Below are 23,596 nucleotides of genomic sequence, written 5' to 3'. Positions count from 1 at the left end.
CACGCCTGCGGAGCCCGGCCCGGCCCGGCCACGCAGGCTGCCGTCCCTGGCGCACAGCAAGCGCGGGGACTCAACGCGCGCCGCGCCGCCGGCGCGCGCCATGACACGTAGGGGAATTTCATGAATAAAGAGCCGCATACGCCGGCCCCGGACCTGGAACAGCTGGTCGCCGACGCCGACCGCGGAGGCCGCAATGTGCGCGGCCTGGCGGGCGCCACGCTGGCCGCGGGCGCGCTGATCTGGTCCGTCTTCCAGCTTTGGTACGCATCGCCGCTGCCGTTCTCGCTGAACTGGGGCATCTTCAACGATACCGAGGCCCGCGCCCTGCACCTGGGCATCGCGATGTTCCTGGGCTACCTGGCCTACCCCGCCAGCAAGCGCTCGGCGCGCGACCGCATGCCCTGGTACGACTGGGCGCTGGCGCTGATGGCGGGCTTCTGCGGCAGCTATCTGTACCTGTTCTACAACGAACTGGCGGGCCGTCCCGGCCAGCCCACGACCATGGACGTGGCCACTGCCGCGATCGGCCTGGCGCTGCTGCTGGAAGTGACGCGCCGCGCGCTCGGCCTGCCCATGACGGTGCTGGGCCTGGTGTTCGTCGCCTATGCCCTGGCCGGCCCCTGGTTGCCCGACGTGCTGGCGCACCGCGGCGCTTCACTGGAACGCCTGATGTCGCACATGTGGCTGACAACGGAAGGCGTCTATGGCGTGGCGCTGGGCGTGTCGGTGTCGTACATCTTCATCTTCGTGCTGCTGGGCTCCATGCTGGACAAGTGCGGCGCCGGCAACTACATGATGCAGGTGTCGTTCGCGCTGCTGGGGCACCTGCGCGGCGGGCCGGCCAAGGTGGCGGTGGTGTCCTCCGCCGTCAACGGCCTGGTGTCGGCGTCTTCGGTGGCCAACGTGGTGACGGGCGGCATCTTCACGATTCCGCTCATGAAGAAGGCCGGATACGGCGGCGTGCGCGCCGGGGCCATCGAAACCGCCTCGTCCGTCAACGGCCAGATCATGCCGCCCGTCATGGGCGCTGCCGCCTTCCTGATGATCGAGTATGTCGGCATCCCCTACACCGACATCATCCGCCACGCGATCCTGCCGGCCGCGATCTCCTACATCGCGCTGTTCTACATCGTCCACCTGGAAGCGCTGAAACTGGGCATCCAGCCCATGATGGCCTCGGGGCCCGCGCGCACGGCGCTGCAGAAGCTGGCCGGCTGGGGCATGGGCATCAGTGGCACCTTGCTGGTGATGGGCGCGGTCTACTGGATAGGCACGGGCGTGCAGGCGCTGGCGGGCGCCGCCGCCATCTGGGTGCTGCTGGCCATCCTGGCCGTGCTCTATCTCTGGCTGCTGCGCGTGGCGGCGCGCCACCCGGACCTGCCGCAGGACATCGACATCAATCATCCGGTGCGCCCGCAGCCCTGGCCCACGGTGCGCGCCGGGCTGTACTTCCTGATTCCCATCGGCATCCTGGTCTGGTGCCTGAGCGTGGAAGAACTGTCGGCCGGGTTGTCGGCGTTCTGGGCGGCGATGGCGATGCTGTTCCAGATGGTGACGCAGCGGCCGCTGATCGCCTGGTTCCGTCAGCAGCCGCTGTCCGCGCCCTGGCGCCAGGGCTGGCGCGACGCCATCGGCGGCCTGGAGGACGGCGCCCGCAACATGATAGGCATCGCCATCGCCTGCGGCACCGCGGGACTGATCGTGGGGGCCATTACCCTCACCGGCCTGGGCCTGCGCATGACGGCCTTAGTCGAGCTGGTATCGATGGGCAACGTGCTGCTGATGCTGATCTTCACCGCGGTGGTGTGCCTGATCCTGGGCCTGGGCATGCCGACCACGGCCAACTACATCCTGATGGCGACGCTGATGGCCCCCGTGGTGGTGGAACTGGGCGCACAGAGCGGCCTGGTGATCCCGCTGATCGCGGTGCACATGTTCGTCTTCTACTACGGCATCATGGCCGACATTACGCCGCCCGTCGGCCTGGCCACGTTCGCGGCCGCGGCCATCTCGGGTGAGGATCCGATCAAGACCGGCATCCAGGGCGTGACCTACGCGGCGCGCACGGCCATCCTGCCGTTCATGTTCGTGTTCAATCCCATGCTGCTGCTGATCGACGTCACCTATGGCTGGGAGCTGGCCCTGGTGGTGGCTGGCGCCACGCTGGCCTCGCTGACCTTCGCCGCCGCCACCATGCGCTGGTTCCGCGTGCGCTGCACCCTGGCCGAAGTCGGCGTGCTGCTGCTGGTCACGTTCATGCTGTTCCGCCCGGACTGGTTCATGGACCATTTTGCGCCGCGCCATGAAAGCCGCCCGGCGTCCGAGATGCAGGCCATCGCGGGCGCGCTGCCCGACAACGGACGGCTGACGGTAGTCCTGCGCGGCATCAACCTGGAAAGCGACGAGCTGACCAAGACCGTGGCCGTCGCCCTGCCCGAATTGACCGACAACCCAGGCGGGCAGGACGCGGGCCGCAAGCGCCTGGCCGAGGCCGGGCTGACGTTGATGAGCCTGGGCGACCAGATGCAGATCGGCGGCGTGCGCTTTGGCAGCCGCGCCCAGCGCGCCGGCTGGGAACAAGGCTGGGACGTGCTGGAAGTGAAGGCGCCCAACCCGCAGCGCTGGTCCGACTTCTGGGTCTATGTGCCCGCGTTGCTGCTGCTGGCGGGCATGTGGGCGCGCCAGGGCCGGCGCGACGGCGGCGCCGCCGTCGGCCAGCTGCGCGCCAAGCCGGTCTGATCAGTCCGCCCGCGCGCGCCACCAGGCCGGCCACGCGCCGATGGTGAGCGCGCGCAGGAACCACTCCACCGGACCGTAGGCGTGGCGCCGCAGCCACCAGGCGGACAGCGGCAACTGCGCCGCGAATAGCGCCACGGCGATGCAGAACGCCGCCAGCGGTGAGACCGAGGCGAACAGGCGCAGGCCCCAGGCTGTGAACAAGAAGGCGCAGACGACCGATTGCATCAGGTAGTTGCTCAGCGCCATCCGCCCGGCCGGCGCCAGCCAGCCCGCCAGCCGCGCGCCGGGCCCCGTGCGCATGGCCAGCAGCAAGGCCGCCGCGTATGACATGCTGAGCAGCGGCGCGGTCAGCAGGTCCGCCGCCAGCCCTGGCAATTCCCAGGCCACGCCCGCCGACGGCAGCGACGTGAAGGCATATAGCGCGGAACCGGCCAGGCCCGGTATCAGGCCCAACGCGCACAGCAGCCACAGCGCCCGCGGCTCGCGCCAGGGATCCGCCAGCGCGTTGCGGCGGCCCAGCGCATAGCCCGCCAGGAACATGGCGAACGCGAACGGCCCCTGCACGAACAGCACCGTGAACCACACGCCGCCGGTGAGTTCCTTCACATGCTGCGCGATGGTCGTGCCTACGGTGCCGCGGTACGCGTCGATCGCCGCCAGGGCATCCGCGTGATACTGCGCCTCGTACCCAGGCGGCACCGGGTCCAGATAGCTCAGCGCGCCCAGGATGGCCCACAGCGCCGCCGTCAGCACGATGAGCCACAGCGAAATGCGCAGCGCCCGCCGCGGCTCCATCCGTCGGCACAACAGCAGCGCAAGTCCCAGCAATGCATAGGTCAGGAGTATGTCGCCCTGGTAGAACAGCACGGCGTGCGCCATCCCCAGCAAAGCCAGGCCCATCAGCCGCCGCAGGAAACGCGGCGCGAAAGCCGCCTGGCTGCGTTCGGCGGCCGCCATCTGCAGGGTGAAGCTGTAGCCGAACAGGAACGAGAACAGCAGGTAGAACTTGGTCTCGAACAGCCAGGCGATCAGCCAGCGCACGGCCAGGTCCAGCGGCTGCGAATAGGCCGGGTCGGCGATGCCCGCGCCGTAGAACGGCGAGGAGAACACGCCGATGTTGACCACCAGGATGCCGAACAGCGCGAAGCCGCGCAGCGCATCGACCTGTGCCAGCCGCGCGTGGGTTGCCGGCGCGTTCATGCCTGCCTCCCTGCGGCTGCGTCCGGCTCGGCGTCGCCGGGCAGGCAGCGCAGCAAGGCCTGCTCCAGGAGCCGGCTACCCGCTGCCGCGCCGAACGCGGGATCCACCACCGAACGGCTGTAGACGCCGTCCAGCAGCAGCAACAGCGTGTCGGCCATCTCGGCCGCGGGCTGCGGCGGCGTGCGTTGCGCCCACAGCGTTTCCAGCAAAGCCACCAGGCCAGCCTTGCGCTCGGCCTCGTTCTCCATCACCAGCGCATGCACGCGCGGATTGCGCACGGCCTCGGCCAGGATCTCCATGCCCAGCCGGACGTAGGCGGGATCCTGATGCTGTGCCAGCTGCGCGGCGACCCAGTCCGCCAGCGCCCGCCTGGAGTCGGACGCGGCGCACGCTAGCCGCATGAGCTCGCGCGCCGACTCGGTATCCGACGCGATCATCGCTTCGATGATCTCGGCCTTGCTGCCGTAGTAGTGGAACAGGTTGCCCGGGCTCATGCCGGCGCGGGCGCAGATCTGCGCCGTGGAGGTCGAATGGAAGCCCTGCTCGGCAAAGCACTCTGCCGCGGCGGCCAGTATCTGGCTGCGCCGCTCCTGCTGCTTGATGGGGTCGATCTTGCGCATTTTATTAATAGACTGAATGGTCTATCTATTAAATACCGGGATCATAGGGCCAGTCAACAGACGAAAAAATGGCGGGCCACAGCCCGCCATTCCCTTGCCTGTCCGTCCAAATGCCTAGCCGAGCACCGGCGACAGCACCGGCTGCTTGGGCCGCACGTCCAGCGCCCGGCCCTTGCGGGCGCGTTTGCCGATGTAAGGCGCCAGCGCATCGCCCGCCAGGATGTCCTCGGTGTGCTTGTTGCGGTAGATGCCCGCGGCGCGCAGGCCGCCCGCGCCGATGGGCACGGTCTGGTCCAGCTTGTCGGTGCCGTCCAGCCCCATCAGGATGGTGCCGCGGCCGCCGCCGGAAAGCGTCTTGACCTCGTCCAGGCCGAAGACCAGGAACTTGCCCTTGTGCGACAGCAGCGCCAATTGCTTGGCGCCATCGAACAGCGGCACCGGACGCAGGAGTTCGTCGCCCTCTTCCAGGGTGATGAACTGCTTGCCGGCGCGCTGGCGGCTGACCATGTCGGACAGCTTGGCGGCAAAGCCATAGCCGCCGCGCGTGGCCAGCAGCCAGCGGCTGTCGGCCGCGGCCGCTATCGTGTGGACGATGCGCGTGCCGCTGCCCAGGTCGATCATGGTGGTGACCGGCTGGCCGTCGCCGCGGGCCGAAGGCAGCCCGGCGACCGGCACCGAATAGACGCGACCGTTGTCGCCCACGGCGATCAGCGTGTCGGTGGTGCGGCACTCGAAGGCGCCGTACATATCGTCGCCCTGCTTGAAGCCGAATTGCGCGGCGTCGTGGCCGTGGCCCTGGCGGGCGCGCAGCCAGCCCTTTTGCGACACGATCACGGTGACGGGTTCGTCCAGCACCTTGGTTTCGAGCACGGCGCGTTCGGCGGTCTCGATCAGCGTGCGGCGGTCGTCGCCGTATTGCTTGGCGTCGGTCTCGATCTCCTTGATCAAGAGGCGCTTGAGCGTGGCGGGATTGTCCAGCAGTTCCTGCAGGCGTACCTGGTCTTCGCGCTTGTCGGCCAGTTCCTGTTCAATCTTGAAGCCTTCCAGGCGCGCCAGCTGGCGCAGGCGCATTTCCAGGATGTCCTCGGCTTGCCGTTCGGACAGCTTGAAGCGTTCCATCAGCGCGGCGCGCGGCTCGTCGGATTCGCGGATCGTCTGGATCACTTCGTCCACGTTCAGGTAGACGACCATGCGGCCTTCCAGCACGTGGATGCGGTCGATGACCTTGTCCAGGCGGAAGCGCGTGCGGCGCACCACGGTATTGGTGCGGAACGCCAGCCACTCGACCAGGATGTCGCGCAGGCCCTTCTGGCGCGGCCGGCCGTCGGTGCCGATGCACACCAGGTTGATGGACGCGCTGCTTTCCATACTGGTCTGCGCCAGCAGCGTGTTGACGAATTCGTCGCGGTCCACGCGCGAGGTCTTGGGTTCGAAGACCAGGCGCACGGCGGCGTCCTTGCCCGACTCGTCCCGCACGGCGTCCAGCAGGTTCAGCATCACGGCCTTGGCCTGCGTCTGCTCGGGCGTCAGGCTCTTCTTGCCGGTCTTGACCTTGGGATTGGTGATTTCCTCGATCTCTTCCAGCACCTTCTGGCCCGAGGTGCCGGGCGGCAGTTCGGTGACCACCAGCTGCCACTGGCCCCGCGCCATTTCCTCGAACTGCCAGCGCGCGCGCACCTTGAGCGAGCCGCGGCCGCCCGCATAGATCTGGGCGATGTCCGCGGCCGGGGTGATGATCTGCCCGCCGCCCGCGAAGTCCGGGCCCGGAATCAGGGCATGCAGCTCGGCGTCCGGCAGTTGCGGATGCTTGATCAGCGCCACGCAGGCCTGCGCCACTTCACGCAGGTTGTGAGGCGGGATCTCGGTGGCCATGCCGACCGCGATGCCCGAGGCGCCGTTGAGCAGCATCACGGGCAGGCGCGCCGGCAGCATCTGCGGTTCCTGCTGGCTGCCGTCGTAGTTGGGCACGAAGTCCACGGTGCCCTCGTCCAGCTCGTCCAGCAGCAGCTTGGCGATGGGCGTGAGGCGGGCTTCCGTGTATCGCATGGCCGCGGCGTTGTCGCCGTCGCGCGAACCGAAGTTACCCTGGCCGTCGATGAGCGGATAGCGCAGGGAGAAGTCCTGCGCCATCCGCACCATTGCGTCGTAGGCGGCCTGGTCGCCATGAGGATGGTATTTGCCCAGCACGTCGCCGACGACGCGCGCGGACTTCACGGGCTTGGCGCCGGCCGCCAGCCCCATCGCCTGCATGGCGTACAGGATGCGGCGCTGCACGGGTTTCTGCCCGTCGCCCACGTCCGGCAGGGCGCGGCCGCGCACCACGGAAACGGCATAGTCCAGATAGGCTTGCTCGGCGTAGCGCGCCAGGGTGATGGCGGCGTCGCCGTCGCCATCGCCGCCGGGCGGGTTGGAATCGAACAAGCCGGGTTGATTGCTGTCGGTCATGATGTATTCAGGTAGACAATTTCATCGAAACGGCGTCACAACGCCTGCGCGGACGACATCAGCTGCGTATCGGCGACATGCGCGCGCAACTGGGTCCGCACCGCATCCAGCGTGGCGGCGTCCTGCCCGCGCTTGGGAATGATCACGCCTTGCAAGGTGCCGAGAATGACATAGAGATGTTGCGGCGTTTCCTCGACCCGCCGCACATCGGACCAGTCCATGCGTCCGGAGGCGGTGGCAGTGGTATCCGTGATGCCCTCGGCGCCGAAATCCAGCTGATGGCGGCCCAGGAACAGCTCGTCGGGCTGCCTTTTCAGCATGCGGCGCGTGTTCATCCTGACCAGCGAGGGCAGGACATACTCGTAGGCCAGCGCCAGCAGCGCGAGGATGCCCAGGCCCACCGCCAGCCCCTGGAAGTACACGGGCAGGATCCGCCCCCAGTTCGGCGCATTGCCGTCCCAGGTCTGCCAGATCAGGTAGGCCAGCAGGGCCACGATCATCAGGACCGCGAAACGCAGATGGGAGCGGTAGCGGCGGCGGCGCAATTCCGGCCGCTTGTACACATAAGCGGCGAAGTCGGCGTAGTCGTCTGCCGTCATCTGGACGTCCATGCGGGCCGAGCCGGGCGCGGACGCGGCCATCAGATGTCCAGCTCCGCCAGATTGCCCTTCTCTTCGATCCAGGCGCGGCGCTGCGAGGACTCGCCCTTGCCCATCAGCATGTCGAACATGCGGGTGGTGTCTTCGGGCGTCTGGTCGCCGTAGCCCACGGGCAGCAGGCGGCGCGTATCCGGGTTCATGGTGGTTTCCCAGAGCTGCTCGGGATTCATTTCACCCAGGCCCTTGAAGCGGCTGACGGCCCACGCGCCTTCACGCACGCCTTCCTTGCGCAGCTTGTCCTGCGCGGCCTCGAGCTCGCCTTCGTCCAGGCAGTAGATCTTGCGCGCCGGACGCTTGCCCTGCGCCGGCACGTCCAGGCGGAACAGCGGCGGCTTGGCCACGAACACGTTGCCGGCTTCGACCAGCTTGGGGAAGTGCTTGTAGAACAGCGTCAGCAGCAGCACCTGGATGTGCGAACCGTCGACGTCCGCATCGGACAGGATGCAGATGCGGCCGTAGCGCAGGCCCGACAGGTCCGGCGTGTCGCCAGGGCCGTGCGGGTCCACGCCGATGGCGACGGAAATGTCATGGATTTCGTTGTTGGCAAAGAGCCGGTCGCGGTCCACTTCCCAGGAATTGAGCACCTTGCCGCGCAGCGGCAGGATGGCCTGGAATTCCTTGTCGCGGCCCATCTTGGCGGAACCGCCCGCGGAGTCGCCCTCGACCAGGAAGACTTCGGTGCGGGTCGCGTCGCTGGACTCGCAATCGGTCAGCTTGCCCGGCAGCACGGCCACGCCCGAGCTCTTGCGCTTTTCGACCTTCTGGGCCGAGCGCTGGCGCGCCTGGGCCTGGCGGATGGCCAGTTCGGCCAGCTTCTTGCCGTACTCGACGTTGCTGTGCAGCCACAGGTCCAGCGCGCTCTTGGAAAAGCCGCCGACCAGGCGCACCGCGTCGCGGCTGTTCAGGCGTTCCTTGATCTGGCCCTGGAACTGCGGATCCAGCACCTTGGCCGACAGCACGAAGCTGGCGCGCGCGAACACGTCTTCGGGCAGCAGCTTGACGCCCTTGGGCAGCAGGCTGTGCAGCTCGGCGAAACCCTTGACCGCGCCGAACAGGCCTTCGCGCAGACCGGACTCATGGGTGCCGCCGGCCGGCGTGGGGATCAGGTTGACGTAGGACTCGCGCACGGCGTTGCCGTCCTCGGTCCAGGCCACCACCCACTGGGCGCCCTCGCCTTCGGCGAAGTTCTCATGGTCGGCCCCGGCATACTGTTCGCCTTCGAAGAACGGCACCATCAGCTCCGCCCCGGACAGCGCTTCGGACAGATAGCCCCGCAGGCCGTCCTGGTACTGCCAGGTCTTGGTGTCGCCGGTCTTCTCATTGACCAGGGACACCTTGACGCCCGGCAGCAGCACGGCCTTGCTGCGCAGGAGGTGCGTCAGCTCGCCCAGCGGAATGTTGGGGCTGTCGAAATACTTGGCGTCCGGCCACACGCGCACGCGGGTGCCGGATTTCTTGCGGCCGCCCTGGTCGTAGGGCGCCAGGGGCTCGGCCACGTCGCCGCCCTTGAACACCAGGCGGTTGACGGCGCCGTCGCGCCACACCACCACCTCGAGGCGCGTGGCCAGGGCGTTGGTGACGGACACGCCGACGCCGTGCAGGCCGCCGGAGAAGGCATAGGCGCCGCCGCCCGCCTTGTCGAACTTGCCGCCGGCGTGCAGGCGGGTGAACACCAGCTCCACCACGGGAGCGTGTTCTTCGGGATGCAAGCCGACGGGAATGCCGCGCCCGTCGTCCTCGACGGAAACACTGCCGTCGATGTGCAGCGTGACCTGGATCTGCTTGCCGTAGCCGGCCAATGCCTCGTCTGCGGCGTTATCAATGACCTCCTGCACGACGTGCAGAGGGTTTTCGGTTCGGGTGTACATGCCCGGGCGCTGGCGCACGGGCTCCAGTCCCTTCAGGACGCGTATGGACGCCTCGGTGTAACGTGGAGTGGCCAAGTTATCCCCAACATCTGTGGAAAAAAACCGACATTTTACGGATAAGCCTAGATTCTGCGCGGCTCCCAGTGGGATGAGCACGACCTGAGCAGCTCCAAATTCGGTAGGATGATGACAGTCACAGCCAGCGCATCGGGTCGGTACGGCCCGGATCGCGACAACTGCGCCGCAACATCCTACACAAATCCAGCAACTCCTGTTGTTATTAACAGTGGTTATTAACAGTGGTATGCCTGGTGTTATTGACAGTGGTATGCTTGAGGCCATCCACAAACAAGAACAACGCAAGGCGCGTCCTTTTTACGCGCCTTTTGCTGCCGAACCGAGAATCACCATCATGAGCGACCAAATCAAGAACGTCAGTGACGCCAGCTTCGATGCCGATGTGTTGAAATCCGGCCAGCCGGTGCTGGTGGACTACTGGGCTGCCTGGTGTGGCCCTTGCAAGATGATTGCCCCGATCCTGGAAGAAGTCGCCACGGAGTACGCTGGCCGCCTGACGATCGCCAAGCTGAACGTCGACGAAAACCAGGGTACCGCCACCAAGTATGGCATCCGCGGCATTCCCACCCTTATGCTCTTTAAAGACGGCCAGGCTGCCGCCACCAAGGTTGGCGCGCTGTCGAAGTCGCAACTGACCGCATTCCTGGACGGCGCGCTGTAAGCCGCGTGCCGTGACGAAGGCGCCGCCCTCGGGGCGGCGCTCATTCAATACCGCGTGTGCCCGTCCGTGGCGCGCCGCCAGAACTCTCCTTCACTTTCCCCCAAAATCCCACCGCGATGCACCTCAACGAACTGAAGGCGCTGCATGTCTCGCAGCTGCTGGAAATGGCCGCCGGCCTGGAAATCGAGAACGCCAACCGCCTGCGCAAGCAGGAGCTGATGTTCGCCATCATGAAACGGCGCGCCAAGCAAGGCGAGCAGATCTTCGGCGACGGCGTCCTGGAAGTCCTGCCCGACGGCTTTGGCTTCCTGCGCTCACCCGAGACCTCGTATCTGGCCAGCACGGACGACATCTACATCTCGCCCTCGCAGATCCGCCGCTTCAACCTGCACACCGGCGACTCGATCGAGGGCGAAGTGCGCACGCCCAAGGACGGCGAGCGCTATTTCGCCCTGGTGAAGGTGGACAAGGTCAACGGCGTGGCGCCGGAAGCGATCAAGCATCGCATCATGTTCGAAAACCTGACGCCGCTGCACCCGAACCGCAACATGCGCCTGGAACGCGACATCAAGAGCGAGGAAAACCTCACTGGCCGCATTCTCGACGTCTTCGCCCCCATCGGCATGGGCCAGCGCGGCCTGATCGTCGCCAGCCCGAAGTCCGGCAAGACGGTGATGATGCAGCACATCGCGCATGCCATCACCACCAACTACCCCGATGCGGTCATGATCGTCCTGCTGGTGGACGAGCGCCCCGAGGAAGTGACCGAAATGCAGCGCACAGTGCGCGGCGAAGTGGTGGCCTCGACCTTCGACGAACCCGCCACCCGCCACGTGCAGGTCGCGGAAATGGTCATCGAAAAGGCCAAGCGCCTGGTCGAAATGAAGAAGGACGTCGTGATCCTGCTGGACTCGATCACCCGTCTGGCCCGCGCCTACAACACCGTGGTGCCGGCCTCCGGCAAGGTGCTGACCGGCGGCGTGGACGCCAACGCGCTGCAACGCCCCAAGCGCTTCTTCGGCGCCGCCCGCAACCTGGAAGAAGGCGGTTCGCTGACCATCCTGGGCACGGCGCTGATCGAAACCGGCAGCCGCATGGATGAAGTCATCTATGAAGAATTCAAGGGCACCGGCAACTCCGAAGTCCACCTCGAGCGCCGCCTGGCTGAAAAGCGCGTCTACCCGTCGATCAACCTGAACAAGTCCGGCACCCGCCGCGAAGAGCTGCTGATCGCCCCGGACCTGCTGCAGAAGGTCTGGGTGCTGCGCAAGTTCATCCACGACATGGACGAAGTCCAGTCCATGGAATTCATCCTGGACAAGATGCGCGCCACCAAGACCAACGCCGAATTCTTCGACATGATGAAGAAGAAGTAAGCCCCGTCGCGGTCCACGGCGCCTGCGCCTTGGATCCGGCCATGAAAAACGCCCTGGGCGCCAAGCGCGCTCCAGGGCGTTTTTCATGGGGCGAACGGGCCGCCTGCGCGGCTCACTGCCCCCCCATGAACTCCTCCAGCGTGCCGGGCTGCGGCGCCGGGCGCGGGGTCTGCTTGTCGCCCGTCGGCTTGCCGGATGAGTCTATCGGCTCGATCTTGGGATCGTCCCAGCTGCCGGTGACGGCGTATTCCATGGTCATGGCTCGCGCCAGCGGCTGCTTCAGCAGCCATTGCGTCACGAAGGCCCCCAGGCCGATCAGCGGATTGACCGCCAGCGCCGTCACCATGGCCGCGCCGCTGGCGTCCAGGTTCGGAATCACCACGGCCTTCATGTCCCAGCGTTCGCGGATGATGTTGACGCCGCCCGCCAGCACGATCGCCGCCACCGGCCCATTGATCTTGTAGCCCTCGGTCGAGGCCGTGCCGTCTGCCAGCTTGACCTTGCCTCGGATGGTGTCGAAGGGGAAACCATCGCGCAGCAGATTGGTGGGGTTCACGTCCAGCCGCGCCAGCCGCTGCAGCGATTGCAGGGACAGCAGCTCCAGCAGCCGCGCGGTGCGGGAGTTGACGTGCATGAAGCGGCCCTTGTCCAGGCTGACGTCGACCTCGCCCGTCAGGTCTTCGATCTTGTGGGTCCAGGGCAGATTGCGCCAGGTAGCCTTGCCTTGCATCGTGCCCTTGCCGCCCGAGACCACCTTCTCGAAGCCGATGCGGTCCAGGAACTTGCCCACGTCTTCGAACTTGACCGAGGCGTCCACGGTCAGGCCGCGGCCCTGGCCCTCCAGGTTCCAGTTGCCGGTGGCGTTGAGCGAGGCCGCGTCGTTGACGATGGACAGCTTGTCCAGGCGCCATTCGCGGCCGCGCTGCAGATTCGTGCCCATCACCTGGAGTTCGCCCACATTCTTGCCATACAGCAGGAATTCCTTGGCCTGCAGGTCGATCGCCGGGATGTCGGATAGATCGTTGCCGGAGGACAGCGCCTCGTCGGCCTTGTTGGTGTCGCCCTCGCCGCCCAGCGACAGATGCTTCAGGCGAGCGGTGATCTGGCCGGCGATGGCGCCCGAGGCTTCGCGCCATTCCAGCGAGCCCGTGGCCTGCTTGGACTGCAGATCCACGCGCCATTGCGCGGGACCCGGCCGGGTCGCGTACAGCGTCAGGTCGTTCAGGGTAAAGCCGCCGGTCCGCAGGACGCCCGCCGCCAGGCTGATGCGTTCGGCTGCGGGCAGCATCGGCTTGGCCGCGGCACGGCCCTTGCCGGCAGGCGCGCTGAAGCCATCGGACACGTTCTCCCAGGCATCCACGTCCAGCTCGGGCAGGCTGGCGTTCAGGCTGAAACCGCGTTCCGGCAGGCTCGCGGGACGATTGATGCCCAGCGCGCCGCGCGCGAAATAGGACGGCGTCCCTTCGGACGGTGCCCGCTCGAACAGGGCGTTGACGCCATCGCCCAGGCTGGCGGTCAGCCAGCGCCGGTTCTGCGCCCCGCGGTCCTGGGCGGGCGACCATTGCACCTTCAGCAACTGGGACGCCTGGGCCGGCTTGCCCACCGGTGCAGGCATGTCGATCGCCATGCCCACCAGATCGGACTCCACTGAGATGTCCACCGCGCCGCCGCGCTGATAACCCACCCGGCCCTTGTAGGCGGCCTTGCCCGAAAAGCGCGACATGGACGGCGTGTTGCTCAGTTGGGTCAGCGCCGGCCCGGCCAGCGTGCCCTCGAAGCGCAGCGCGTCCGTGCTCTGCGCCAGGCGTCCGAACATCCGCGCCGGGCCGCCCAGGAATTGGGCCCGCAGATCCTTGGCCTCGACGCCCTTTTCCGAGAACGCCAGGTCGCCGTGCATCTGGCTGAGCAGCGGCATCTCCGGCATGAAAGTGAAGGTGTTGCCCGCGAACAGGATATTCCCCTGCACCTCGGTGTCATCGGTGTTCAGCAGGGGCACCTTGAGCTTGAGTCTCACCCGCCAGTCGCCGGTGCCTCGCGCCTCGTCCAGGGCGCCGTCCAGCAGCTCGCCCAAGGGCGAGTTGGCCGCCAGCGCCAGATAGGCCGGCACGGTGCCGGCGGTCTCGCCGGTCAACAGCAGCTCGGAGTTCTCTTCCATGTTGGGAATGGTTGCGGCAACCGCTCCCAGCGTCACGGTATGCCCCGACCCGGTATGGGCGACCGCGCCGCCCGCGCTGTCCAGCGCCAGGCTGACCTTGTCGATGCGGAAATTGCCCGACAGGTTCTCCAGCATCGGCCAGCCCTTGCGGCGCTCGCGCGCCGGCGCGTAATCGACCTTGGCGCCGCTGAATGCGCCGGCGATCACGAATTCGCCCTGGGACGCCGGCGCGCCAAAAGGAAACTCGTCGAGATCGCCCTTGAGCGTGATGGAGGCGGACTGCATTTCGCCTGCCGGCAAACCGATGGCCAGCCATTCGCGGGCGTCGGCGTTGACCTCCAGGGGCAGGTAGCGGTGGATGGCGGACATGGCGCCGCGCGCCATCACGCCGCGCATGTCGACGCTGCCCGCCGCTGTCTTGCCCTCGGGCCGCCACTGCCCTTGCACGCGCACATCGAGATCGTCGTTGACCAATTGCAGCTGGCCCACGTCCACGAACCAGTGATCGGCGTCCGGCCCCTTGACGGCGGCATCCAGCGCCACTTCGCGCACCGCCAGGTCGGGCTGCTCGAAGACGCCCGGCAAGCTCAGGCCCAACTGCTCGACCTTGCCGCTGACCGATACCGCCGGCGCGCCAGGGCTGCGCGCCAGGGGCACGCTGTCCAGTTGCATGAAGTCGCCCGGCAGGCCATGGATGCGGGCCTGGACGTAGCCAGCCTTGAAGCCGGGGGCCTGCGCGCCTTGCGCGGGCTGCGTCCATTGCAGGCCGCGCGTCGCGGCGTCCGCGGTCAGATCGGTGAACTTGCCGCGTTCCAGCTGCAGCCATGCCCGTCCGCTCAAGCGCCCCGCCACCGCCGGGACGTCGAACCACGGCTGCCACGCCAGCGGCTCGGCGTCGTCCAGCTGCACATACAGCTGGCCGCCCCAGTTGCCGGGATTGGCCGCGCTCACCGAGAACAGGCTGCGGTTGAATTCGCCGCGCAGCTCCACGTTGCGCGCCAGCGCGTCGCCCGCCGCGGCCTTGAGCACGAAGCGGTGCGACAGGCTGCCGTTGCGCGCCAGGAGGTCGACGCCCGTCAGGGTCAGCTCGGGCGCGCGGCGCAATTCGTCCTGCCAGCGTATGGTGGCGCCGCGGATGCGCAGCTCGCGCTGCGCGCCCAGCCAGCGCAGCGCCGGATGGTCCAGGTCGGAACGCTGGTCGCCATCATTGAGATCAATGTCCTGGCCCGCGACCCACAGGTGATTGGCGGAATCCCGCCGCAAAAGGAGTTCGGGCCGATCGAGCTGCAGCCGCAGCAGCTTGGGCGACAGGACCAGGATGCTGCGCCAGGCCAGCACCGCCGAAACGGAAGGCAAGGACAACACGGGGTCGACCTCGTCGTCGTAGACTTGGACGGAGGTGAGATCGAGCTTGGGGTTCAGGCCTTGCCAGTTCGCCTGGATGGAGCCGATGGTCACTCGGGAACCCAGCGCCTTGCTGGCGTAGGCTTCGATCTGGGGACGCCATTGGTCCACGCGGGGCAGGACCCAATAGCGTACGCCCAGCAGTCCGAGGGCCACGACGCCATAGACGGTCAGCACGGCCCAGAAGACCCAGCAGAGCACTTTTTTTGAAACAGACACGGATCGGTGGGCAGAAAAATAGGTCTTGCGGTATCGTCCCCACTTATACCTGAAACGCGCCTATTCTGCCGCCCCTTTCGCCATGTCCACGCCCTCTACGCTCGCCCCCGCCCTCGCCTGGTCCGGCCATCTGCGCCGCCGACTGGATGCCCATCCGGATCTGGCCGCATGGCTGGACGACGCCGTGCGCGAACCCGTCACGCCCGCGCAGATCGCAAGCTGGCAGGCCGAGCTGGCCGGACCGCAGGCAGGCGACACGCTCCCCGTGGATGCCTGCCGCATGGTGCTGCGCAAGCTGCGCGAACGGGTCTTCAACGCGCTGATCGTGCGCGACCTGACCGGCCAGGCCGATCTGGAAGAAGTCGTCGGCGCCATGACCACGCTGGCCGACACCGCGGTGGCGGCGGCCTATCGCAGCGTGGCCGCGGACCTCGCTGCCGTGCATGGCGTGCCGCGCGATCCGGCCACCGGCAAGCCGCAAGAAATGCTGATCGTGGGCATGGGCAAGCTGGGCGGCTGCGAGCTGAATGTCTCGTCCGACATCGACCTGATCATGCTGTACGGCGAAGAAGGCGAAACCGACGGCCCGCGCCGCATCAGCCATCATGAGTTCTACGGCCGACTGACGCGGCGCATGATGCCGGTGCTGTCCGAAGTCGACGCCAACGGCCAGGTGTTCCGCACCGACCTGCGCCTGCGTCCCGACGGCGACGCCGGCCCCCTGGCCTGGAGCCTGGACGCGCTGGAGCACTATCTGATCGGCCAGGGCCGCGAATGGGAACGCTACGCCTGGCTCAAGGCCCGGCTGATCCCGGCCCAGGCCTTCGAAGGCAGCGACAGCGCCGCCCAGGCGCGCCAGCTGGAAAGCCTGCGCGTGCCCTTCGTCTACCGCAAGTATTTCGACTTCGACGCGCTCTCGGCCCTGCGTGCCCTGCGCGAACGCATCCGCCAGGACTGGCAGCGGCGCGCCAGCGCGCGCAACGGCATCGACAGCGCCAACAATATCAAGCTGGGCGACGGCGGCATCCGCGAGATCGAATTCGTGGTGCAGCTTGCCCAACTGATCCGCGGCGGCCGCATGCCCGCGCTGCAAAAGCGCGGCCTTCTGGAAGCGCTGCACGCGGAAAGCGCGGCCGGGCTGGTGCCCGAGGAAGACGCGCGCCGGCTGGAAGAGGCCTACCGCTACCTGCGCCGCACCGAACATGCCCTGCAATACCGCGAGGACGCCCAGACCCATCTGCTGCCAGGCGACCCCGAGCAGCGCGCCGCCCTGGCCGCCGCGCTGGGCATGAGTCACGCGGACTTCGAAAGCACGCTGGCCGCGCACCGCCAATTCGTCTCGCAGACCTTCCGCAACGTGTTCCGCCTGGTGGGCATGGGCGACGCCGAAGTGCCGGCGCCCGCGCCCGGCGCCAGCGACCCCGGATCCGGCCCGGACGAACCCGACAGCAACAGCGAATTGGCCGAACAGATCCGCCAGGCCTTCGGCGACGACGCGCAGGACCTGCTGCGCCGTACCGAGACCCTGCTGGGCAGCCACCGGGTGCGCAGCCTGCCCGAGAGCAGCCGCAAGCGCATGGACGCCCTGCTGCCCGCCGCCCTGCGCGCCGCCTTGCAGACCCCCGCTCCGCTGCAAGCCACGGTGCGGCTGTTCGACCTGATCGAAAAAATCGCCCAACGCAGCGCGTACCTGGCCCTGCTGGCCGAGTATCCGGACACCCTGGCGCGCGTGGCGCGCATGGTCGCCGCCAGCCCCTGGGCCGCGCAATACCTGACCCAGCACCCCCTGCTGCTGGACAGCCTGATCGACTGGCGCACGCTGTTCGAACCGCTGGACTTCGCCCAGCTCGCGCGCCAGCTGACCGCGGACCTGGACGCCTGCCGGCTGCCCGACGGCGATCCGGACATCGAACGCCAGATGAACCTGATGCGCGACATGCAGCGCCAGGCCAGTTTCCAATTGCTGGCGCAGGACCTGGAAGGCGAGCTCACCGTGGAAAAGCTGGCTGACCAGCTGTCCGCGCTGGCCGATCTGCTGCTGACCGAAACCATCCGCCGCACCTGGCCGCTGGTGAACAAGGCCGAGGGCGCCGAACCGCGCTTCGCCGTCATCGCCTACGGCAAGCTGGGCGGCAAGGAACTGGGCTATGCCTCGGACCTGGACTTGGTGTTCCTGTTCGACGACCCCCGCGACGACGCCGCCGAGGTCTACGCCAAGCTGGGCCGGCGCATGACGTCGTGGCTGTCGACCATGACGTCTTCCGGCCGCCTGTACGAGGTCGACCTGCGCTTGCGGCCCGACGGCGACGCCGGCCTGCTGGCGGTATCCGTCGAAGCTTTCGAGCAATACCAGCACAAGCATGCCTGGGCCTGGGAACACCAGGCGCTGACCCGCGCCCGCTACGCCTCGGGCGACGCTGGCGTCGGCGCGCGCTTCGAGCAGATCCGCGAGGACATGCTGGTGCTGCCCCGCGACGCCGCCAAGCTGCGCGAGGAAGTGCTGGCGATGCGCGAAAAAATCAATGCGGGCCATCCCAACACCAGCCCGCTGTTCGACCTGAAGCACGATCGCGGCGGCATGGTCGACGTGGAATTCGTCACGCAATACCTGGTGTTGTGCCACTCGGGCACGCAGCCGGTGCTGGTGCGCAACCTGGGCAATATCGCGTTGCTGCGCCTGTCCGGCGAGGCGGGCCTGATTGCTCCCGAGCTGGCCGCGCGCGCCGGCGACGCCTACCGCACCCTGCGCCGCGTCCAGCACCAGATGCGCCTGCAGGGCGTGGAGAAGGCGCGCGTCCCGCAAGACCAGCTGCAGGAAGAACGCGCCGCCGTGCGCGAACTCTGGGACGCCGTGCTGGGCTGAAGGCATAGGGGGACGGGGCGTCCCCCCTTCGGCGGCAACTCAGCGTAAAATAAGGGGTTTTCCGTTATCTTTGCCTGCAAGCCATGTCCGAACTCGTGCGCCCCAAACTCGACCTGCCCGCCGGCCGCCGCAAGGTGCTGATGCACTCGTGCTGCGCGCCCTGTTCCGGCGAAGTCATGGAAGCGATGACCGCCTCGGGCATCGACTACGCCATCTACTTCTACAACCCGAACATCCACCCGGTCAAAGAGTACGAAATCCGCAAGCAGGAGAACATCCGCTTCGCCGAGCAGCACGGCATCGAGTTCATCGACGCCGACTACGACATGGACAACTGGTTCGACCGCGTCAAGGGCATGGAAGACGCCCCCGAACGCGGCGAACGCTGCACGGCCTGCTTCGACATGCGCTTCGAACGCACGGCGCTCTACGCGCACGAGCATGGTTTCGACACCATCACCAGCTCGCTGGGCATTTCGCGCTGGAAGGACATGAACCAGATCAACGGCTGCGGCGAACGCGCCGCGGCGCGCTACGACGATCTGATCTACTGGACCTACAACTGGCGCAAGGGCGGCGGCTCGGCCCGCATGATCGAAATCAGCAAGCGCGAGAACTTCTACCAGCAGGAATATTGCGGCTGCGTCTACTCGCTGCGCGACACCAACCGCCACCGCCGCTCGCAGGGCCGCGAACGCATCCACATCGGCGTGAAGTTCTACGGCAAGGAAGACCTGATCAACGAGGAACAGCTCTGATCAGGACGGGCGTCCATGGCGCCGGTATTCCGACGGCGACGCGCCGAAACGCTTGCGGAACGCGTGGCTGAAACGCGCCGCATCTGAAAAACCGAATCGATAGGCAATGTCGCCTATCGGCCGCGCCGCCTGCGCGGGGTCGCACAGCGTGTCGCGGCAACGCTCCAGCCGCGCGCTGAGGATGAAGTCGGCCGGGGTCGTGCAAGCCTGGGCGAACAGGTTGTAGAGATAACGGCGCGACATCCGGAAGGCCGCGGCCGCGGCCGCCGGCGACAGCGCCGGATCATGCAGGTTTTCAAGTATGTGCTGCTGCACCCGGCGCAATTGCGCCTGCCGCAGTTCGGCCTGGTCGTGTTCGGCCTGCGCCCCCGCCCGCTCGCTGATGTCCAACCCCATCATCTGCAGCACCGCATTGGCGGCATCGCGCGAGGCGCTTTCGGAAAGGTGCGCGTGCTCGGTCAGCGCCACGCGCAGCAGGTCCATCGCCATGCGGCCGCAACCCTGGCGCGCGCTGAAGTTGCGCGCCACGGCATGCTGCATGAAGGACTGCCAGGCGTCGAAATGCTTGCCGGGCACCTGCATCACCAGGAAATGCGCGCCATCGTCGACCTCGACCTCGTACGGCCGGGTGGTGTCGTAGATGCTCCATTCGCCCGGCACCAGCAAGGCGCTGCGCCCCGACTGGCGGATCTCGCTGCGGCCCGCGAGCTGCAGCGTCACCTTGTATCCCGGCGCTTCGGAGCGGTCGGCCAGCAGCTTGCTGCGACGCACGCGCTGGGCGCTGCTGCGCAATTCACAGACCTGCATCCAGCCTAGCGAATCCACCGCCACGCTGTTGCGAAAGCGCGTTGGGAACACCGCGGAAACTTCCAGGGGAACAAAGGTATCGCTGACATTTTCCTGCCAGCTTGCGCAGTCCAGGAAATGCCTGGGCTCGCTGCGCAAAAGGGATGGGGACATGGCGACTCCGTGCCTTTCTGCCTGGGCGGCAAGCCCGGCAACACAGCTACAGCGTTGAATGGAATGCTGCCTCTTTCTAGCACCGGCCGGCGCGAGGGAGTATCGGTGACAACCCCTAAGTTGCCGGGCCGCTAGGGTTTTCTGTCGCTGCCATAGGAATAGTCGGCCAAGGGCAAGCCCAGCCCTGTCAAGGCCTGCGCCAGTCCGTGGCGCACCGGCACCACGTCCTCATAGCGGCGCGGACGCACCTGCGCCACCTCCTGCTCGGTGTAGGGACGGAAGTTCTCTGGCAATTGCGCGGGACTGAATTCCTCCACGATCCAATTCAGCACCGCCGCGAGTTCGGCATTGCTCAGCTGCGATTGCGCCGCTCCCGGCACGCGCACCAGATACTCCCGGCCTTGCGGCAAATGCACGAACGAACCCACCGAATTGCGGAAGTCCGGAATGCCATGGCGGCCGCTGCCGCGCCCGTCCACCCGATGGCAACCCGCGCACTGCAGCACATAGTCGGCACGGACGGCCTGGCGCAGCCGGTCGGAGGCGGCACCGGCCGCCGCGGCATCGGCCGCCGCCACCTGCGCAACGGCCGGGCCCGCGCAAAGCAGGACCGCAGCGGCACCGAGCCTGCGCAATCCCTGCCACCGCGGCCGTTGCGCTGACATCATGATTTCGGCTTGGGCTTGGCCAGGCCCACGATCACTGACGTGGTGCAATGGAAGATGGAGGACTCGTTGGACATGCACCAGTTCACATCGTTGTGCAGGAACATCTGATAGCCCGGCCGCTCGCGCTCGGCCGATGCGCACATGCATTTGCCGCAAGCGGCCTTGCCGCAGCAGTCGTTATAGCTGATCAGATAGTCCTTGCCGTCCAGCGGATTGTGGCAGGTGCCTACCCACGACACGGCCGAAGGCGAGGTGCCGGGCGGGCAGGACGTCATGCTGCCGCCGCAGCATGAACACAGAAAGCCGTCCACCGCGCAATAGCGCCAGTAATCGCATGCCGTGTCATCCATCTGCGGCTTCTTGGGATCCGCGGGCGCGGAACGCGCCACCGGCAGCACCGGCACGAGGAATGCCGTTCCGACCAGGACCCGGCCGATGCGGTTGAGCACGCTGCGCCGGGAAGTGGTGTGCGCGACCGAACGCGCGGCGCGCTCTGCGAGTTTATCCAGCCAATGCATTGCCGCTCTCCTTGCGGGAAATCCGGGTTTCTTCCAGCGTGCCGGCGGCCAGGAATTCCTGCACCGACGCCACGCCCAGCTCCTTCGCCGTGAACAGGCTTTCGAGCTGTTCACGCGAGTTGATCAAGCCCTTGGCGCGCAAGGTTCCGGTTTCATCGATCAGCACGGCATAGGGCAGCTTGCTGATCTGGAACTTCATGCCCAGCTCAGTCGACAGCAAATACGGAAAGCGCTCCAGCCCCGCCTGCTTGTAGAAGGCCAGGTGCTCGGGCATTTCGCCGTCGCTGGCCAGGACGATGCGCAGCCAGGCGCTTTCCGTGCTGGCCACCGACTTCAGGATGGGCAGCAGCTTCTTGCAGACCGGGCAGGTCGGGGAAAGAAAGAACAGCAGCTGGCTGTGCTGGCCGCGCTCGCCCACGACGATGCGGCGGCCCAGCAGATCCGGCAGCTCGAAGCGCGGCGCGGGCTCGCCCACGCCTGGGCCCTTGTCCATCGTCAGCGCCCCCATCGGCGCCACGCGCTCGTACAGCACGCCGATTTGTCTGGACAAGGCCAGGATGACGAGCACCAGGCAGAGCACCACGCCCCACAGCAGGAAATTGGAAATGATCAAGGCATCCATGTGAATTCCTTCAGAAATTGCGCAACTTGAGGTGTGAGGCCAACAGGTGGTTGGCGGTGAAGTACAGGCCCACGGCGACGATGGTCAGGCCAAAAACGGCTGCGGAATCGGTCCACTGCAGGCCGCGGGACTGGCCCGCCGCGGCGATGAGCGCCGGCGCGGTCCATAGCGCCAGCACCGCGTTGCGCAACACCAGCCACCACGACAGCCCTCCCCGCCGCGCGCCGCGCCCCGGCCCGCTGGACGCAGGGCCGCCGCAGCCGCAATCGATGTCGCGGTGGCCGCGCACCAGGTTGAAAGCCAGCGCCAGCGTGGCCGCCGCCAGCACCAGCAGCGCCAGCTGCGCGCCCGCCGCCTGCCGCGACGGCACCAGCAGCAAGGCGCCGGCCAGCGCTTCGGTCAGCACGAAAAGCCACGCGAACGCGCTGCTCCACCCGCCCGGCAGGATGCGATAGGCCGACACGATGGCGGCGAAGCCCGCCATGTCCCTCAGTTTTTCCAGCGCGCCCAGGAGCAGCACGCAGGCCAGCGCCGCGCTCGCGGCATACAGCAACACGGGATCGTTCATCGCGCGCCTCGCGGTTGCGGTTCGACCTGCAGCGCGGTTTCACCGGCGGCCTGGATCGTGCCCTTGAGGACTGGCGCGGCCGGCGCGGCGTCGTAGACGCTCACGTTGCCGCCGTCGATGGTGTACAGGCGCGGCTGGTCGTCCTGCGAGACCGACATCGACAAGGCATTCTGGCCCGGCACCCGCGCCACCCGCCGGTGCGTGGCCAGGTCATAGACCCAGATCTCGGCGGCCGGGGTCTTGTGCGAACCTTCGGCCCCATTCGGATGCATGCCCACGTACAGACGCTTGCTGGCCTGGTTCACGGCCAGCAGGTTGTAGCCGCCCGGGCGCCAGCCCTGGTCCTTGCCCGATGCGTCCAGCAAGGACCAAGGTTTGCCGAACACGGCGTCCTTGCCGCTGAAGTCGGCGCTGTAGACGTTGCCGTTGTAGGACACGAAGTAGTAGGTATCGCCCAGATTTTCCGTGTGCGTGAAGATGGGGTCCTTCTCGGGGTCGAACATGGGCTGGCTGCGCTGCTGCCCCGCCGGCTTGCCGGCCTGGTCCAGGTCCACGGTCAGCAGCGCGCCGTCGCCGCAGATGCTGGCGAAGCTGCGCGGGCGCGAGGGCAGCACGATGATGCTCCAGCAACCCGCGGCCGCGGTAACCTCGTCGGCGAACTGGCGTGTCTTCAGGTTCACCACCGTGACCGAGGACGCAGGCGTGGCGTTCTGCACGAACAGCAGTTCCCCGTCCGCGCTCTGCTGCAGATAGTTCCGGTAGTTCAGCGCCTGCGCGCGTTTCTGCGGGATCGGCACCTCGTACTTGGGCGTGAGCGTTTCGGCGTCCCAGGCCTCGACCACGTCGGTGCGCTTACCGCGGTTCAAGCGCTCGTAGTAGGTCGTCATGACATAGATGTCCTTGCCGTCCGCGGACACGGTCATGTGGCCGTTGAACGACGTAGGCACCAGGCCCAGGAACTTCAGGGTGTCGCCGTCATAGATGTTGACCCGGCTGTCGACCAGGTGGTTGAAGACGGCGTCCATCACGTACAGCCGGTGCGGCGTGGCCGGCGGCAGGCGGGTGCCGCCCTTCAGTTCTTCCACGGGCAGGTCCGCCCGGGCTAGGCCTGCCGACGCCGCCAAGGCGGCGCACAGCGCCCACCGTCCGGCCCGCGATGCGCATGATCTGGCGCGAGGCGCGTTCATCGATATTCTCCTGGTCTCATGGTCCTGT

At 67.2% G+C, this 23,596-nt stretch carries 17 protein-coding genes; 5 read left to right on the top strand and 12 right to left on the bottom strand.

The features are described from left to right. The first annotated feature begins 120 nt into the window (after window positions 1-120). Window positions 121-2,739, top strand: a complete 2,619-nt coding sequence (locus BRO63_RS09630) for a TRAP transporter permease (protein WP_088139529.1) — start codon at window positions 121-123, stop codon at window positions 2,737-2,739. Here BRO63_RS09630 and BRO63_RS09625 read toward each other — a convergent pair whose 3' ends face one another. The 5 genes from BRO63_RS09625 to BRO63_RS09605 all read right to left on the bottom strand — a co-directional run bounded on the left by BRO63_RS09625 (window position 2,740) and on the right by BRO63_RS09605 (window position 9,606). Beyond that, entirely contained in the window at window positions 2,740-3,939 is a 1,200-nt protein-coding gene (locus tag BRO63_RS09625) for a DUF418 domain-containing protein (protein ID WP_088139527.1), read from the bottom strand. Continuing rightward, the gene (locus tag BRO63_RS09620) at window positions 3,936-4,559 is read right to left on the bottom strand and encodes a TetR/AcrR family transcriptional regulator (protein WP_088139525.1); all 624 of its coding nucleotides are present in this window, start codon (window positions 4,557-4,559) and stop codon (window positions 3,936-3,938) included. The genes BRO63_RS09625 and BRO63_RS09620 overlap by 4 nt, the downstream gene beginning before the upstream one ends. Before the next feature lie 114 nt (window positions 4,560-4,673). Further along, a complete protein-coding gene (gene parC, locus BRO63_RS09615; protein WP_088139524.1) occupies window positions 4,674-7,004 on the bottom strand; it encodes a DNA topoisomerase IV subunit A in 2,331 nt (776 codons plus the stop codon). 35 nt (window positions 7,005-7,039) lie between these two features. Beyond that, window positions 7,040-7,645, bottom strand: coding sequence for a YcxB family protein (locus BRO63_RS09610; protein WP_088139522.1), 606 nt, complete (start codon window positions 7,643-7,645; stop codon window positions 7,040-7,042). Next, window positions 7,645-9,606, bottom strand: a complete 1,962-nt coding sequence (locus tag BRO63_RS09605) for a DNA topoisomerase IV subunit B (protein ID WP_088139521.1) — start codon at window positions 9,604-9,606, stop codon at window positions 7,645-7,647. Before BRO63_RS09605 ends, BRO63_RS09610 begins: the two co-directional genes overlap by 1 nt. A gap of 337 nt (window positions 9,607-9,943) precedes the next feature. Between BRO63_RS09605 and trxA the strand changes: the two genes are divergently transcribed. Together trxA and rho are read left to right on the top strand one after the other, a co-directional pair. Continuing rightward, entirely contained in the window at window positions 9,944-10,270 is a 327-nt protein-coding gene (trxA, locus tag BRO63_RS09600) for a thioredoxin TrxA (protein WP_006218534.1), read from the top strand. 116 nt (window positions 10,271-10,386) lie between these two features. Continuing rightward, the gene (gene rho / locus BRO63_RS09595; protein ID WP_088139520.1) at window positions 10,387-11,646 is read left to right on the top strand and encodes a transcription termination factor Rho; all 1,260 of its coding nucleotides are present in this window, start codon (window positions 10,387-10,389) and stop codon (window positions 11,644-11,646) included. A gap of 112 nt (window positions 11,647-11,758) precedes the next feature. Here rho and BRO63_RS09590 read toward each other — a convergent pair whose 3' ends face one another. Then, window positions 11,759-15,424, bottom strand: coding sequence for a YhdP family protein (locus BRO63_RS09590; protein WP_306425670.1), 3,666 nt, complete (start codon window positions 15,422-15,424; stop codon window positions 11,759-11,761). Window positions 15,425-15,506: 82 nt separating this feature from the next. Here BRO63_RS09590 and glnE point away from each other — a divergent pair, with 82 nt between their 5' ends. Both glnE and BRO63_RS09580 read left to right on the top strand, forming a co-directional pair. After that, window positions 15,507-18,287, top strand: coding sequence for a bifunctional [glutamate--ammonia ligase]-adenylyl-L-tyrosine phosphorylase/[glutamate--ammonia-ligase] adenylyltransferase (gene glnE / locus BRO63_RS09585; protein ID WP_088139517.1), 2,781 nt, complete (start codon window positions 15,507-15,509; stop codon window positions 18,285-18,287). Window positions 18,288-18,370: 83 nt separating this feature from the next. Next, window positions 18,371-19,045: an epoxyqueuosine reductase QueH gene (locus BRO63_RS09580; RefSeq protein WP_088139515.1), complete on the top strand. Its 675-nt coding sequence runs from the start codon at window positions 18,371-18,373 to the stop codon at window positions 19,043-19,045. On the opposite strand, the gene BRO63_RS09575 is transcribed toward BRO63_RS09580, so the two are convergent. From BRO63_RS09575 to BRO63_RS09550, 6 genes are all read right to left on the bottom strand, one after another. Next, window positions 19,046-20,005: an AraC-like ligand-binding domain-containing protein gene (locus BRO63_RS09575; RefSeq protein ID WP_088139513.1), complete on the bottom strand. Its 960-nt coding sequence runs from the start codon at window positions 20,003-20,005 to the stop codon at window positions 19,046-19,048. 131 nt (window positions 20,006-20,136) lie between these two features. Further along, a complete protein-coding gene (locus tag BRO63_RS09570) occupies window positions 20,137-20,673 on the bottom strand; it encodes a c-type cytochrome (protein ID WP_088139511.1) in 537 nt (178 codons plus the stop codon). After that, entirely contained in the window at window positions 20,670-21,191 is a 522-nt protein-coding gene (locus BRO63_RS09565) for a methylamine dehydrogenase light chain (protein ID WP_088139510.1), read from the bottom strand. The genes BRO63_RS09570 and BRO63_RS09565 overlap by 4 nt, the downstream gene beginning before the upstream one ends. Beyond that, window positions 21,175-21,813, bottom strand: coding sequence for a methylamine dehydrogenase accessory protein MauD (gene mauD, locus BRO63_RS09560; RefSeq protein WP_088139508.1), 639 nt, complete (start codon window positions 21,811-21,813; stop codon window positions 21,175-21,177). Before mauD ends, BRO63_RS09565 begins: the two co-directional genes overlap by 17 nt. A 10-nt stretch (window positions 21,814-21,823) precedes the next feature. Beyond that, window positions 21,824-22,381, bottom strand: a complete 558-nt coding sequence (locus tag BRO63_RS09555; protein WP_088139506.1) for a MauE/DoxX family redox-associated membrane protein — start codon at window positions 22,379-22,381, stop codon at window positions 21,824-21,826. Continuing rightward, complete coding sequence (locus BRO63_RS09550; RefSeq protein WP_088139504.1) at window positions 22,378-23,568, bottom strand: amine dehydrogenase large subunit; 1,191 nt, start codon at window positions 23,566-23,568, stop codon at window positions 22,378-22,380. Before BRO63_RS09550 ends, BRO63_RS09555 begins: the two co-directional genes overlap by 4 nt. Between the last annotated feature and the right edge of the window lie 28 nt (window positions 23,569-23,596).

Source organism: Achromobacter xylosoxidans, from assembly GCF_002192695.1.
Taxonomy (GTDB): domain Bacteria; phylum Pseudomonadota; class Gammaproteobacteria; order Burkholderiales; family Burkholderiaceae_B; genus Achromobacter; species Achromobacter xylosoxidans_C.
The sequence above is the reverse complement of the archived record's forward strand: the minus strand, read 5'-3'. Positions and strand labels throughout refer to the sequence as shown.